Genomic DNA, 15,284 nt, shown 5'->3' on the forward strand with positions numbered 1-15,284 from the left:
TTTAGCAGGCATTCACTTTGTCTGAATATCATTATGTTATATTATACTACTATGCGTTTTAAATGCACAACAGCTTAGCGCTAAAACGGGAACTTGTATATTATAGAAGCAAGTGGGCTAATGGTGGTCTCAGACCGGGTGTTATTGGTAGAATTTTATGGTACGTCAGCTCCAATTCATCATTTACTCTGGGGACAAAAGAGGTTAAAGCTTGCTCTAGACTAGAGGAAGTTATCATAGACAAGCCGGACAAACTCTATCGACAATTTCGCAGCTTAGGAGTGTACGAATTAAAAGATTTAATGAAAATAGCCAAAGACGAAGCAAACGCAGATATCATGGCGCTCAGATTCAGCCACACTCAGCTTTTTACTAACCCATTGACATTAAATAGAATTCAGGGAATACTGGGTAAGCCGACAACGGTTCAAAGCGTATTTAGGATTTCAAAAACTAATTTTGGAATAATCTACAAAGAAGGAACCGAGACCTAGAATGAGGACAATTACAAATGTCAAATATCTTATTATTATCTATTCGTCCCGAGTACGCAACTAAAATATTCAACCATACAAAAACAGTTGAACTGCGCCGAGTTAGACCTCGACTTTTGAATGAAGGAGATCTAGTGGTAATCTATGTTTCATCTCCAGAAAAAGCTGTAGTTGGTTCCTTCAATGTGGATAATATTGTTGAAAAACCGATCGCCGATCTTTGGGAGGAAGTTGAAAATATAGCAGGAATTAGCAATGAAGAATTTTATGATTATTACAAAGGTGTAAAAGTAGGTGTAGGCATTTTTTTAAAAGATATTCATAGGTTTAGTCAGCCAGTAGAGTTACATCGTTTAAGAAACAAGTTACCTAACCTTAAACCGCCGCAGAGTTTTCGGTATCTGACAGCTAGCCAGTTTAAAATTGTCAATTCATTAGGAGAACGTTAGACAGGAAGGAAGTGTTGCTAAAAATTATTAAATAATCGACAGTATTTGAGAATAGCATGGAAGCGGAAAAAAAGACTGAATTTGTCAAATTATTTCAAGAATTTGTCAATTCATATCCATACACTCCCGATGGGTTGCGTCACACAGCGGCTTACCAGGAGCAGCGTCAGCAGGGGCGTCGAAATTTTGAAGCGATCGCTGCTGCTGCTGAGTCAGGAGAAGATGTGACTGAATCTATAATGTTAAAACTTCTACCTTACGAAGACTCTCCTACTAATCGACAAAGGGGAGCCTGGATTCATATTAATCCGTGCATAATAAAAGGGTTATTATGGAATTCAAAATCCTATAAAAAATTGTCATTAATAGCGCCAGTAAGAATGGCCGAATTAATTTTTTATTTAGTCTGCTGTTGTAACGATGATCCGAGTCAGCTATATTTGGTCTCTAGAGAGTTTTCCGAAGAAATGCGGGTCTCCTTGTTCGGCGAGATAGGAATGCTAACGCCTATCCTCAATGCTCTCCGTCCCGATGACTTTCTCGCGATTAATGACAAGTCAATACAGGTGATTAACTATTTCGCCAATACTTCGTACAGCAAACAGCTAATAGACTACTCCTATGCTAACTTAACCGGACACAAGCTGATCAAAGAATTAACTAAAGAAATGCAGCAGACTGGCGTTCCATCTATCCGAGAGGACGATGTATTTGATATGTTCTGCCACTGGCTGGTAGAAATAAAAAAATATGACTTTCCTAGTAACGAAGTGCCATTATTAGATGAGGCAATTGTGTTTGAATACGCTGTAGAAGAAGTACAGTTGCAAGCGGAATATCTTTTGAACCAATGTGCCGAAGAAACTGGCTTTGACGAAACAGAACTAAAGCGCTGCATACGCGCCATCCACCGCAAGAAACAAGCTATCCTGCAAGGCCCGCCCGGAACCGGAAAAACCTTCATAGCGGAAAAACTAGCCAAACATTTAATCGGTGGCGGCGATGGCTTCTGGGAACTGATACAATTTCATCCAGCCTATACCTATGAAGACTTCATTCAAGGTATCCGGCCGCAGAGTCAAAATGACCAATTAACCTATCCCATAGTTCCCGGTAGATTCCTCGAATGTTGCACAAAAGCTGAGTCTCGTCGAGGCACTTGCGTTATCATTATTGATGAAATTAACCGTGCAAATTTATCTCAGGTATTTGGAGAGTTAATGTATTTGCTTGATGACCGCTATCGCACCGTTAAATTAGCCAGTGGTCAAGAATTTAGAATCCCTACAAATGTCCGCATTATCGGCACAATGAACACCGCAGACCGTTCTATAGCCTTAGTCGATAACGCACTCCGCCGCCGGTTCGCATTCATTCCCGTTTATCCCAATTATGAAGTGCTGCGACAGTATCACCACAGAGAGGAAACAGGTTTTCCAGTTGATAAATTAACTAGCATTCTAGAAGATGTCAATCGCGCAATTAACAACAAACACTATCAACTAGGGATATCCTTCTTTTTGACAAAAACCTTAGCTGAAGATATCCAAGACATTTGGCAAATGGAAATAGAGCCATACCTCGAAGAATACTTCTTTGATAACCTGGAAAAAATGGATGAGTTTCTCTGGGATAATATCAAGACAAAATTGGGCTATTGACAATCTAACGCCGTCATTAACGCTGATACAGTGGCGTTACTGCATCCACCACAATTATGAAACCCGAATTCCGCCGAATTATCGAACTTACAGAATATCAATTAGCAACTTTTGAACAAGACTCAATCCCCGAATCAGTAGGACAGAAAATATACCATAATTATGCCAAGGAAATCGAGATAGAATTTCCCAACTTTAAAACAAAATATCAATGGGACTTAAAATCTAAAGGCAGAGTTGGCAACATTCCCATCACTCCAGAATTTCACATCGCCATCCGCCCCAAGGTTCCCATAAACAACCTCTTCGGAATGCTTGACTATGCCTACAACCTTAAGATAAAATTTCCCCACGGCTCGATTCAGTGCCAATTTTTAGAACAAATTTACGAGACATTAGCTAACATTCTTGCCCACAAAATTCTAGAACGCTGTCGCAAAGGATTATATCGCGATTACTTATCCAAAACAGAAAGACTCGCCTACATTCGCGGTCGCGTCGATTTGCGGTCAGCCCTGCAAAAACCTTGGGATGTTAAACTAAAATGCCACTATAACGAACAAACAGGCGATATCGAAGATAATCAAATTCTGGCTTGGACACTTTTCATCATTGGCCGCAGCGGTTTCTGCCGTGACTCTGTTTCATCCACTGTGCGAAAAGCCTTTCATGCACTCCAAGGATTTGTTACATTAAAACCTTTTAAATCAGAAGCTTGTATTGATAGAAATTATCACCGTTTGAATGAAGATTATCAACTTTTACACGCCTTATGTCGATTTTTTTTAGATAACACAGGGCCTAGTCACGAAACAGGCGATCGCGAAATGCTCCCTTTTCTCATAGACATGGCTAATTTATATGAAAAGTTTGTGGCTGAATGGCTCAAAGCAAATACACCAAAAGGGTTTTTTGTCAAACAACAACACCGAGTCACCCACGACCAAAACTATTTTGATCGGATTGACTTACTGCTGTACGATATTGCAACAAAAAAAGTCCAATACGTCCTCGATACAAAATACAAAGTTCCCGAGCAAGTAGCTAGTAATGACCGTCATCAAATAGTTGCTTACGCAAATGCCTTAAAGTGCCAAAATGCAATTCTCGTCTACCCGCAAAACCTCAAACAGCCACTAGATATAAAAAATGACGATATCCGAGTTCGCAGTTTAACTTTTTCCCTAGATAGCGACCTGAATGAAGCCGGAAAAACCTTCTTAAAATCTCTACTTCCAAACACCCTCCCCTAACTCTACTCTGCGCCTTCTGCGCCCTCTGCGCTTCATTTGTTCACAAAAAAAGAGGCGCAATTGCGCCTCCCAAATCTTTCATGTCTGTGTTCTAAACACTAACAGCCACTTTCGCTTCTTTTGCGGTCAACTTCTCGTAAGTCGCCCGCATCTTCAATCCGACTAACACTTGGAACAAACCAGTTCCATTGTTGGAACCAGGATATTCGCGGTGCTGAAGTAACAGGTGAGTTAACTCGCCTTCATACTTTGCAGAAGTTTTGCTCAAATGGCTTTCGATGTAAATAACTTCTTCGAGATTCTCGAACTGACCATCTACTTCCAAAATCGAGACTTCGTGACCGTAGAAAGCATCGGGCCCGTAGTACATCTTAATTCCGGGATAGGAACAAGTCAGCTTGCGGCCGCAAGGAACCCAGTTAATTGTTGAACCTTCGTCAAACAAATACGCAGGCTCAAAATTGGCGATGCCTTCGCGCTGGATCATCTGCACGCGCAGAACTTTCCGCTCTTTGTCATCTTTAATCAAGTTGGTCGGCAACACTTGAATTACCACATCAGCATATTGCTTTTGCGGGTCGATGTAGGCCGTAAAATCAGGTTTGCGAGCATTGATCGCAAACAGCACGTCTTCGTAACGGTGGCCCCGTTCCGCCATGTCGCGCTGGATTTTCCAAGCAATTTTTACTTCGTCGCTGATGTCGAGGTACACGCTGAAGTCGAGGAGCGATCGAACTCGCTCGTCGTATAGGGGATGCAGCCCCTCAATCACAATCACGTGATTCGGCTCTACCCGCTCAGGAGGATCGAGCAGACCAGTTTCGTGGTTGTAAATCGGCTTGTCGATCGCGTGACCTTCTTTGAGAGCCTTCATTTGCTCAGCCATCAGGTCAAAATTGTTGGCTCTGGGGTCAAGGGCTGTAATCCCTGTTTCCTTGCGCTGCTTGCGATCGAGACAATGATAGTCATCAAGGCAGATTACAGTAACGAAATCTTCCCCGAACAAATCTGTCAATCGGCGTAAAAAAGTAGATTTTCCGCATCCGGAATCTCCGGCAACGCCAATTAAAACCACGCGATCCGGCTTACTGGTCATAGTTTCCCTCTAACAAAATCACTGTTTACTAACTAACTCAAGTCTAGATTCCACAAAATTTCAGCCCGCAGGTAGCGGCAAGCAGGCTTTGTGCTGCTGTGCTACCCCGAGACGATCGAGTTCTCACCAGCATACAGCAGTGAGTTGACTGCCTGCCCGGGCAGACCCAAGCAATCTTCAAGGCAAGTAATTAATACTAACTTTAGTGGTTAATCTTACCAGAAGGCGTTCGCCCCCTACAAGCTCAACCTCATTAAAACTGCTCGAATCTTCCTTTCTCTGGTGGGGCGCTCCCCAAATCACAATGACTTATCGGGGCAGATCCCCCGATCGGGTAAAATATTGGCAGTACGCAGACAACAATAGCTATAGGTCAACAGCCGAACGCAAAGCGGGCTCGGTGAGCGCGGCGTTCGGCTAGTAGGGATTTGATAACGCGAGCGATCGCAACTTCAACACTCCTGCCGGCGTGGCGAGGCCCAAAAATTGGCGCGGCCAATTAGTCCCGATGGCCTTAAGAAAAAAGTAAATTGAGTCTAACGTCACATTCTCTTTCTTTATAACTCTGTATCGTGAAGGACAAGCAACAAATGTACAGCCCAAGCATATCTGGTGTTGCGGCAAACTCAGAATCAGGCAGCCGCATCTTTGTTTACGAAGTGGAGGGTATGCGTCAGAGCCAAGCAACTGACCAAATAAGTAACCCGATTCGCCGTAGCGGCAGCGTATTTATCTCCGTACCCTACGATCGCATGAATCAGGAAATGCGCCGGATTGCTCGGATGGGTGGCAAAATTATCAGCATCCGCCCCTCAAATAGCGCTCCCGAAACAAATGGCAAAGTCGCACCAGAAGCAGGGCTACAGAGTCAGAAATCTGGAGAAAAAACTAAGCCCATGACTCAAGCCAAGGAAAAAGTTCAGGTTCCTGTTAACCTCTACAAACCGGCCAATCCCTATATTGGTAAGTGCATTTCTACAGAAGAATTAGTCAGAGAAGGCGGCGAAGGCACAGTCCGTCACGTCAAATTTGACATTTCTGGAGGCAAGTTACACTATCTCGAAGGTCAAAGTATCGGGATTATTCCCGATGGCACGGATAAAAACGGCAAACCCCACAAAATTCGGCTTTATTCGATCGCCTCCACCCGTCACGGAGACGATGTAGACGACAAAACAGTTTCTCTGTGCGTCCGCCGCCTAGAGTACAAAAGCCCAGAAACTGGTGAAAAAGTCTTTGGTGTTTGTTCGACTTTTCTCACCGGTTTGCAACCTGGAGATGATGTCAAAATCACCGGCCCCGTAGGCAAGGAAATGCTGTTACCCGACGACGAAGAAGCCACCATTATTATGATGGCTACCGGTACGGGTATTGCTCCTTTCCGGGCTTATTTGTGGCGGATGTTTAAAGAAAACAATCCCGATTACAAGTTCAGAGGTTTAGCTTGGCTGTTCTTTGGAGTTGCTTACACTCCCAACATTCTCTATAAGGAAGAGTTGGAGCAATTGCAGCGCGAGTTCCCCGATAATTTCCGCTTGACTTATGCCATCAGCCGCGAACAAAAAAATGTTGACGGCGGCAAGATGTACATTCAAAACCGGATTCAAGAGAACGCAGACCAATTGTGGGAATTGGTTCAAAAGCCGAATACTCACACTTATATCTGCGGTTTGAAGGGTATGGAAGGCGGAATTGATGAGGGAATGTCGGCCGCGTCTAGCAAGCACGGTGTTGAGTGGGCCGCCTATCAGAAACAGTTGAAGAAAGAGCACCGTTGGCACGTTGAAACTTATTAATGTGTTACCTGATTTAATCTGATTTGTAGGGTGGGCTTGGCTCGCCCTACAATTTTTGAAGCAGTTTTGAGTCTTGAGGGGCTGATTCACCCAAGACAAGTGTAAAATATACAGTAAGCTCACCGAAAAAGGGAGATAACTGACATGGTTATAACTTCTACCCAAAAACTCACCTTTGAAGAATATCTGAACTATCAGGGAGAATCGGGTGTTTGTTATGAATTATATCGGGGCAATCTGATCGAAATGCCAACACCTACAGCAATACATATCAAAATTTGTGAATTTTTAGTTTATCAGTTCCGGCGCTTCTTTGCAGCACACAACCTACCCATAGTTGCAATTGTGACTACCGCAGTCCGAACTGAGGAAAACTCTTCTCGCATTCCTGATGTGGTGATTTGCACTCAGAGTCTGTGGGAACAAGTCTGCGCGCAACCTGGTTCCGCAGTGCTAGATTTTGAAGAAAAACCGCTGTTAGTTATCGAAGTTACCAGCCAAAATTGGCGGGATGACTACATCCGTAAACGGGCAGAATATGACTTAATTGATATTCCTGAATATTGGATTGTAGACCCAAATCAACCGAAAATACGAGTATGCAGTCGCCCGGAAAATGAAGGCAGCTATTCTCATCAGGAATTTTTGCCGGGACAGCAAGTTCAGTCTGTACAGTTCGCTGAATTTATTTTATCGGTTAATCAAGTGCTATGTCCGCCCCTAGTTGAAGATTTAATTCGAGAAGAACAAGCACAGCTACAGCAACTAGGACAGCAAAATGAGCAACTAGAACAGCAAAATGAGCAACTAGAACAGCAAGTTAATGCCGAAAGGCAGCGGGCCGAAAGATTGGCGCAGCGGCTGCGAGAAATGGGGATAGAGATGGATACAGAACTTTAAATTGCCATGTAAAATCTGGATTAATTAGTCATGTAGATCCCGGACTTTTTTAAGAAGTCGGGTCTCAGGGTATTCAGTGAAGCCGCGGTTATCATACAATGATTCTAGATGAAGTGAGTTTCTACGGGTCAAAGTCGTGGCTTTCAAAATTGGTTTGCTAGGTTTGGGTACAGTTGGCGCGGGAACAGCAGAGATTTTGCTCTCCCCAGATGGCCGCCATCCGCTGTTGCAGGAATTGGAAATCTATCGGGTGGGAGTGCGCGATATTTCTCGAACTCGGTCTTTACAATTGCCAGAAAATGTGCTGACAACTGACCTAGAAGCGATCGCAACTGACCCGGAAATTGATATTGTAGTAGAATTGATTGGCGGATTGGAACCGGCGCGATCGCTCATTCTGCAAGCTATTGCCAGCGGCAAGCACGTCGTCACTGCCAACAAAGCAGTTATCGCCCGCTACGGAAATGAAATCTTCGAGGCCGCTAACAAAAAAGGCGTTTACGTAATGCTAGAAGCTGCTGTCGGCGGCGGCATTCCAGTCATTCAAACCCTCAAACAATCCTTAGTTGCAAACCGCATTCAAACTGTCACCGGCATCGTCAACGGCACAACTAATTACATCCTGACGCGGATGCAAACAGAAGGCGCAGACTTTGCCGAAGTGCTCGCCGACGCTCAGCAATTAGGGTATGCTGAAGCTGACCCCACAGCAGATGTAGATGGATTAGATGCGGCCGATAAAATTGCTATCTTAGCCTCGCTAGCTTTTGGCGGACGCATCAAATTAGCTGATGTTCACTGCGAAGGTATCAGAAAAGTTAGTGCGGCGGATATTGACTACGCCGACAAGCTGGGATTTGTGATTAAATTATTGGCGATTGCTCAAGAAACCTCCCGCTACAATGGCAAGCAAGCGGAGGGAGAAAGCGAACTGCTATCCATTCGAGTGCATCCGAGTTTTGTGCCGAAAACTCATCCGCTGGCGAGTGTTAACGGGGTTTACAATGCCATTTTAGTCGAAGGAGAGCCGATCGGGCAATTGATGCTGTACGGGCGCGGCGCCGGTGCGGGCCCCACAGCTAGCGCCGTAGTATCCGACATCATGAATGTAGCGGCCATCCTGAAAACAGAAACTGTTCCGATTCCTCATCCTTTGCTGAGTTGCAGTCACCAACACTACTGCAAAATTGCTCCGATGCAGGAACTTGTTACTCGCTTTTACGCCCGTTTTTTAACCCACGATACTCCGGGGGTAATTGGAAAACTAGGCACTTGTTTCGGCAACCACAAAGTTAGTTTAGAATCAGTTGTGCAGACGGGAATTCACGGCGATTTAGCAGAAATTGTCGTCGTGACTCACGATGTTAGGGAAGGTAATTTTCAACAAGCACTCGATGAAATTCGCGCGATGGAAGCAGTCGATAGTATTGCTAGCACGTTGCGAGTTTTGTAAAAGTGATTTGCTAGGGGCGGGTTTCACATACAATATTTGCTACTAATAAGTGACAATCTATAAAACCCGCCCTCTCACTCTATTCTCGACCTCTGGGTGCATCGGCGTCAATCCCTTGTCATCTGCGGTTAATACTTTCTCTTTTTTTAACCGCAGATACAGGCAGATTAACACAGATTAACGCAGATGAATTAGATCGATTCCCGTTGCAGCGTCGGTGATTGTTGACCCTTCGGCGAAGCTGAGCGGGCATAGCTTTTGACTGGATTTTACGCCCGACGATACTACCGGATTTGATATTATATAGAATATTTGCCAATCATTGATTATCTCTAAAACCCGTCCTCTCACTCCCCCAATGGTAAATGTCATGTAGATTTTTGCCATTTGATACAAGTAAAAGTTAATTGAGATTATTCGTTGTGCGGTGGCGGGTTTATGTAGATTTTTTGTACTTATTCAATATTGTTGGTAAAACCGGCGGCTACCAGATAATGAAAGGAACAGAATTCGATTTCGTCGATCGCAAAACGGGAAGGCACTTGCTAGATTCTCTCTACGAAAAGTTTGCAAAACCCCAACTGCACGATACTTTTAAACCCAATAATCCTTCAATTTACATTCGGCACCAGGAAGGGCAAGTTATTGATGGAAATTATATCATAACAAAAGTGTTTGAAGACTCTCGCACTGGTTTTTATGCTGAAAGTCGCGTCCCCATTTCTGGCAATCATCCACCTGTTTTAGTGATTCGCGGCTACGGTTCTTGGTATCCTTTCGATCGCGTTTTGGAAGATACGCCCGATGTATTTATGGCAAAACTAGAACGACAGTTAAAATCGGCGCAAACTGCGGGTGCTATTGATTGGATAAAGCAGCAATTTCACAGCGGGAATCCGCCCGATGTCATCGGAGAAAGTTTGGGGGGCAAAGTTGCTCAGCAAATAGCAGCAAAATACCCGGATTATATTAGATCCACTGTAGTTTTTAATTCTTTGGGCGTTTCGGAAAAGTTAGCTAAAACTTCCACCGCTAACAATGTTTTTCACTACTTTACTTTAGGTGAAAGGTATGCTTTCTGGGCAAATGAAGGCGATTACATACCGGGAACGATTTTTGTGATTTCCCAGAAAGGGAAAAACTGTTGTTATAAAATCGAGGAGACGATCGTCCGAATGGCGCGTTTTGAAGGCAAGTTTCTCAAAAGGCGCGCGATTGTGGCAATATTGGCTCAGTTGCTTTTGCTAAATAGACACAATGCGATCGTCCTCAACAAGCGGCGGTCAGTAGTCGTTCAGATCGATCGCACTCAATTGCAAATTTTCCGAAAAAAGCGCTTTGTTTAAACTCAGACAGAATTGCTTCAGGCGGCAGATGGCTGATTTTCCCGCGCTGCGACGGCGAGAACCAGACAAAGTGCTGCGATCGCTTTTTCCCATTCTTGCTTTACAGCGGTAGGTTGAACCTCATCAAAGGTGCTAACTAAACGAGGGATCGCTCGTTCTAATGCCTGTCTGGGAATTGATTTGTGCAGATCAACTAAACGAATTAAACTTTCTTGATTCTTCAAAAAACCGATTACCCATTTCGTAGTATGATCGGGACTCTCAGGGACGTTTTTAATTCCTAGTTCTGTTTGCAACCAGTCGTAAAAAGACGGCAGCTTTTGAGCTAAAACAGTTCCAGCAGTAGGCAAAGTTTCTTTGAGTAAAGCAGTATCCAGACTTGCGAATAATTGATTGAATTCCGGTGAATCGAGCAAGCTGGTTAATGGCAGTGAAAGCAGCGCTTCTGAAGCGTCAGGGGATACATTTAAAGTCCGCGAAAATGTTTGCAGCATTGGAAAGTCTCTGGTATTGATGACTTTTTTAGCCTAACAATCACGCGAATCAATGAATATGAGCTACCTCATATTAGCAAAATTATAAGATCTCGATCCCCAAAGAAGCCTCTAAATCTAGCTGCGTGCCTCTGCGGTTAATAATTTCCCATTGAATATTCTACACAAATTCTCCCTTAGCAACCATCACCACCTTACCACCCACCAAAACTGTTATTTCGCCTTCATTCTTAGCGGCTTGTAACAACAGCAAAGAAGGTCGAGCGATTTCATAACCCTGCTCAACTCTGACATCAATCTTGGCTTCCCCATAATAATCATGTTCTACCAAATATCCCGCCAAACAGCCGTTAGCACTGCCAGTCGCCGGATCTTCTGGAATTCCTAATGAATGGGCAAAAACTCGCACGTTTAAATCATTAATATCGCTGTAGGTTTCTGGGCAAAATATCAAAATTTCTTTCGCTTCCATTGTCTCAACTAGCTCAAAATATTTATCTAAGTTGACTTGAGCTTTTTTGAGCGAGGCGAGAGTTTTTAATGGGACAATTATAAACGGCACTCCCGTAGAAACTTCTTGAATTGGGAAGTTTGCATCAATTTCATCGGGTGCTAAATTCAGGACATTGGCCAGAGTTTCTGCTGATAAAACTTGACCAAAACTAGGCGGGTTTTGTCGCATCCACAAAATATCTGCCGATTCATTGTGATAATTAAAAGTAACTGGAATTTGACCGACGGCTAGATTGAGAATTACTCGATCGACCTTTTCGCGAATAATCTCTTGCTGCAACACAAACGCCGTGCCCAAAGTCGGATGACCGGCAAAGGGCAATTCCTTCTTGGGCGTGAATATCCGCACGTCATAGCCGCCATCTCGCGGATCGGGCGATCGAATAAACGTAGTTTCTGAATAATTGATTTCCCTCGCTATCAGGAGCATTTGCGCCTCAGATAGTTCGGCAACTCCTGCACCGCAAAATACAGCTAGTTGGTTGCCAGCATATTTTGACTCCGCAAACACGTCAACTATATAAAAATTCACATTTCCCTCGTTCAACAGTAGTTTGTGTAGCAGCGGTTTCAACCGCCTCCTCCTTATAAAAGAAGTTTGTAACTTGCTATTTCAAACAGCGAATTGCTTCCAACATTCCCCTGGCTTTATTGAGCGTTTCTTCGTACTCCATATCCGGGTTAGAATCTGCCACCAAACCAGCACCTGCTTGCACAGAAACCGAATGTTTGTCACCACCTAAAGAACGAACAACCATAGTCCGAATTGCGATCGCACTATTCAATTGCCCCTCAAAATCATAATACCCGTAAACCCCAGAATACGGCCCCCGGCGACAACCTTCCAACTCGTGCACAATCTCCATCGCCCGAATCTTCGGAGCACCGCTAACCGTACCTGCAGGAAAACCAGCTTTCAACAAATCCCAAGCTGTCTTATCCTGGGCCAATTCTCCCACCACATTGCTCACAATGTGCATGACGTGAGAATAACGCTCAATTTCCATTAATTCGTCAACTTTTACAGTACCGTTTCGGCAAACTCTGCCTAAATCGTTCCTGCCCAAATCAACTAACATGACGTGTTCCGCAATTTCCTTGGGATCTTGAAGCAATTCAGCAGCCAAAGCATCATCTTCTTGAGGAGTTTTACCCCGGCGACGAGTGCCGGCGATTGGTCGCAAAGTCGCTATCTTTTTGCCATCAGCAGCGTTTTCCGCTTTCACCATAATTTCGGGACTCGAACCGATAATCTGCCAATCTCTAAAATTAAAATAAGCCATGTACGGAGAAGGATTTATGAGACGCAAAGATCGGTAAAGTGCAAAAGAATCGCCACTGTATTCAGCTTCGAGTCGCTGCGAAATAACTACTTGAAAAATATCTCCGGCTTTGATATAATCCTTCGCTTTTAAGACATTGGCACAATACTTTTCACGGGTAATATTGCTCGTGTAAGCCAATTCTGTATTTCCGGTTGGGGAACGGGCATCTTGCCCGTCATTGGGAGGTGTCCATTCTATTAGAGTAGATTGCCGGGAAAGCGGCGATTGCAACTTCTGAACTAACTTGCCAACGCGATCGCACGCTTGCTGATAAGCATCTGCCAAATCAACGCCAACCTCGCGCAAATCCGCATAGGCGACGACCCAAATTTTCCGCTTCACCTGGTCGAAAATCAGCAAATTATCCACCTGCATCCACAACCCATCCGGCAAATCATTCTCGCTTGCTGGATGCACTGGAACTCGCGGTTCTATCCACTTAATTAACTCGTAACCCCAAAAACCGAATAACCCGCCAATTCCCGGCGGTAACTGCGGCAATTTCACCGGTTGATAAGACTCCAAACACTCGGTTAAAGCTACAAACGGATCGCCCGTAAATACTTTTTCGGAACCGTCACGGTAAACTTGAGTTGTGCGATCGCCCTTTGCCTCCAAAATCCACAACGGATCGCACCCTAAGAAACTATAACGCCCAAGTTTTTCCCCACCTTCCACCGACTCCAGCAGAAAACTGTAAGGTTGACCCGCACAAACCCGATACCACGCAGACACCGGCGTATCCAAATCAGCAACCCATTCTTGATACACGGGTACAAAATTGCCTTGTGTCGCCAGTTCCGAAAATTGTGAGAAATCGGGAAATATCATATATATCAGAAGGAAGAAGGAAGAGGGAAGAAGAAAGAAAGAAGAAGGAAAATGCAATCCTGGCAATAATTTCAGCGATTAAAAGCGTCCTACCCGTCTTGGGCTCAATAAACAAAAGACGGAAAGCAACAGCCATGAGGCTGCTGGTACTCGCCAACTGCCATCACCGCCATCGGTTTGAGCGCGCGCAGCCCCTCTTGCAAACACCAGCGAAACAAACTTGCGTAACGCACCGGCAAGTGGAAAGAAACCTGTGCTTCGGAGTTCGACGCGGCCGCCCCCAAAAGTAAAGCCTGCATATCCGCCTCAGTTTCCGCGACGCTGTGGCTCAAAGCCGACACCGCACAAGTATAAGCCACAATCCGACCTTGTTTGCAAGCAACCCAAGGAGAAAAGAAATTCAGGGCGTACTCAATATCGCTAGTTCGATCGCACCTGTATAATTTCTTGCACAAAGCCGTACATTCACCAACATCCTCACTAGCCATCGGTCGCACCTCAAACCCATGGTGCGGCTGGCTGCGAAACTTTCCTTCCATTAACACGAAAGATTCCTTCACCTCAAAACCCAAAGAAGCGTACAGCGACAGCGACGCCATATTAAAAGATTCCTGAACCAAACGGATGCCCACAGCGTCCTGTCCCCGTTCCAGCAAAGCTTTCATGATTTCCCGTCCCGTGCCGCGGCCTTGAAAAGTTCGATCGACACTGACGGGCCCGATACCACGAATCGGGTTGCGTTCGTCCATAAATCCGCAGCCGACAACGGCACCGGAACTCTCGGCTACGATGCCAAAAAACAACGGACTTTCGATTAGCAAGCTACTTATTTTGGTTGCAAATTCCAGCGTCGGAAAATCTGTAGGGAACAAGTGGCGATCGGAAATATCTTTAAAAGCTTCATAAGTAATGCCAGCGCAAACATCGATATCAGAAGGCTGCGCTCGCCTGATTGCGACATTCATTTTTAATTTAACGATTAACTTTTAATAAAATTAGAAGTTTGCAGTAGTATTTTGGCGCTGCGGGCTTAGCCTCCCGCGCCAGAATACTACTGCAAAAACAAGTTTACAAGCTGAGCCTTTCAAGGCAATATTAGCTATGTTTTGCTCAGCGATGCAGTCATAGTTTAAGGATCGAAAGTCTTCTTGCCGCTGAACTTCAGCTTAGCCGGATTGGGATTGCTGCCAATATTGCGGTCAATCTTACCGTTGTAGGGACGACCTTCGTTCACCTTTTCAGGGAACACGCCATCTTTGGGATGCAGGTACTCAGTAGAACCGTCGGGAAACACGCGGTAAATTTTGTAGTTCGAGATTTTGAATTTAGCCCGCAGTTGCTGGCCGCCCAAAGCGATGCACTGCTCCTTGCGGGGCAGATACAGCAAGTTGTCGCCTTGACGCATGATTGCAGCGCCGCCTGTAGGCATTTCAAACACCTGTTCCTTGGGGCTAGTCCAAGTGATCGCGTACTTCTCTTCAACTAGCGCCTTGGTCAGCAAGCCGCCGGTGCTGCCGCCGAAAAGAGGGGGTTGTCCAGTGAGTTCTTCTGCCATAAACATATCCAAAGGATTTTTACGGCATCCTATCATCATGACGCGACACTGCTGTCGAAATTGTAAGGAAAGTTAACAGTTTTTGGGCGATCGATCTCTTCTGATAATTGATAATTAG

Annotated in this window: 14 protein-coding genes; 8 read left to right on the forward strand and 6 right to left on the reverse strand. The window is 44.8% G+C overall.

Going from position 1 to position 15,284, the window contains the following annotated elements; translation table 11 throughout:
* Positions 1 to 62 precede the first annotated feature (62 nt).
* From Q5691_RS09580 to Q5691_RS09595, 4 genes are read left to right on the forward strand one after another with little or no spacing between them, the layout of a single operon-like run.
* A complete protein-coding gene (locus Q5691_RS09580) occupies positions 63 to 494 on the forward strand; it encodes a hypothetical protein (RefSeq protein ID WP_333344639.1) in 432 nt (143 codons plus the stop codon).
* A gap of 17 nt (positions 495 to 511) precedes the next feature.
* Positions 512 to 943: an ASCH domain-containing protein gene (locus Q5691_RS09585; RefSeq protein WP_333344641.1), complete on the forward strand. Its 432-nt coding sequence runs from the start codon at positions 512 to 514 to the stop codon at positions 941 to 943.
* A 56-nt stretch (positions 944 to 999) separates the two neighbouring features.
* Positions 1,000 to 2,604: an AAA family ATPase gene (locus Q5691_RS09590; RefSeq protein ID WP_333344643.1), complete on the forward strand. Its 1,605-nt coding sequence runs from the start codon at positions 1,000 to 1,002 to the stop codon at positions 2,602 to 2,604.
* Between the two features lie 56 nt (positions 2,605 to 2,660).
* Entirely contained in the window at positions 2,661 to 3,857 is a 1,197-nt protein-coding gene (locus tag Q5691_RS09595; RefSeq protein WP_333344645.1) for a 5-methylcytosine restriction system specificity protein McrC, read from the forward strand.
* 91 nt (positions 3,858 to 3,948) lie between these two features.
* Here Q5691_RS09595 and Q5691_RS09600 read toward each other — a convergent pair whose 3' ends face one another.
* On the reverse strand, positions 3,949 to 4,953 hold the full coding sequence (locus Q5691_RS09600) for a phosphoribulokinase (protein ID WP_333035850.1): 1,005 nt from the start codon (positions 4,951 to 4,953) through the stop codon (positions 3,949 to 3,951).
* Between the two features lie 590 nt (positions 4,954 to 5,543).
* Between Q5691_RS09600 and petH the strand changes: the two genes are divergently transcribed.
* From petH to Q5691_RS09620, 4 genes are all read left to right on the forward strand, one after another.
* Positions 5,544 to 6,749 carry a ferredoxin--NADP reductase gene (gene petH / locus Q5691_RS09605; RefSeq protein ID WP_333214661.1) on the forward strand — a complete coding sequence of 402 codons (1,206 nt, stop codon included), beginning with the start codon at positions 5,544 to 5,546 and terminating at the stop codon, positions 6,747 to 6,749.
* Between the two features lie 144 nt (positions 6,750 to 6,893).
* The gene (locus Q5691_RS09610; protein ID WP_333344647.1) at positions 6,894 to 7,649 is read left to right on the forward strand and encodes a Uma2 family endonuclease; all 756 of its coding nucleotides are present in this window, start codon (positions 6,894 to 6,896) and stop codon (positions 7,647 to 7,649) included.
* Positions 7,650 to 7,785: 136 nt separating this feature from the next.
* Entirely contained in the window at positions 7,786 to 9,102 is a 1,317-nt protein-coding gene (locus Q5691_RS09615; protein ID WP_333214665.1) for a homoserine dehydrogenase, read from the forward strand.
* 407 nt (positions 9,103 to 9,509) lie between these two features.
* Positions 9,510 to 10,448, forward strand: coding sequence for an alpha/beta hydrolase (locus Q5691_RS09620; RefSeq protein WP_333308124.1), 939 nt, complete (start codon positions 9,510 to 9,512; stop codon positions 10,446 to 10,448).
* A gap of 17 nt (positions 10,449 to 10,465) precedes the next feature.
* Here the strand turns inward: Q5691_RS09620 and Q5691_RS09625 are convergent, their stop codons facing one another.
* From Q5691_RS09625 to Q5691_RS09645, 5 genes are all read right to left on the reverse strand, one after another.
* Complete coding sequence (locus tag Q5691_RS09625) at positions 10,466 to 10,942, reverse strand: hypothetical protein (RefSeq protein WP_333308126.1); 477 nt, start codon at positions 10,940 to 10,942, stop codon at positions 10,466 to 10,468.
* A gap of 160 nt (positions 10,943 to 11,102) precedes the next feature.
* Complete coding sequence (locus Q5691_RS09630) at positions 11,103 to 11,987, reverse strand: PhzF family phenazine biosynthesis protein (RefSeq protein WP_333214697.1); 885 nt, start codon at positions 11,985 to 11,987, stop codon at positions 11,103 to 11,105.
* Between the two features lie 76 nt (positions 11,988 to 12,063).
* Positions 12,064 to 13,611 carry an anthranilate synthase component I gene (trpE, locus tag Q5691_RS09635; protein WP_333214671.1) on the reverse strand — a complete coding sequence of 516 codons (1,548 nt, stop codon included), beginning with the start codon at positions 13,609 to 13,611 and terminating at the stop codon, positions 12,064 to 12,066.
* A gap of 104 nt (positions 13,612 to 13,715) precedes the next feature.
* Positions 13,716 to 14,576 carry a GNAT family N-acetyltransferase gene (locus Q5691_RS09640; RefSeq protein WP_333308128.1) on the reverse strand — a complete coding sequence of 287 codons (861 nt, stop codon included), beginning with the start codon at positions 14,574 to 14,576 and terminating at the stop codon, positions 13,716 to 13,718.
* 164 nt (positions 14,577 to 14,740) lie between these two features.
* Positions 14,741 to 15,166 carry a photosystem I reaction center subunit II PsaD gene (locus Q5691_RS09645; RefSeq protein WP_332956926.1) on the reverse strand — a complete coding sequence of 142 codons (426 nt, stop codon included), beginning with the start codon at positions 15,164 to 15,166 and terminating at the stop codon, positions 14,741 to 14,743.
* Positions 15,167 to 15,284: the final 118 nt, after the last annotated feature.

It is taken from the genome of Microcoleus sp. w1-18aA5 (assembly GCF_036701705.1).
Lineage (GTDB): Bacteria > Cyanobacteriota > Cyanobacteriia > Cyanobacteriales > Microcoleaceae > Microcoleus.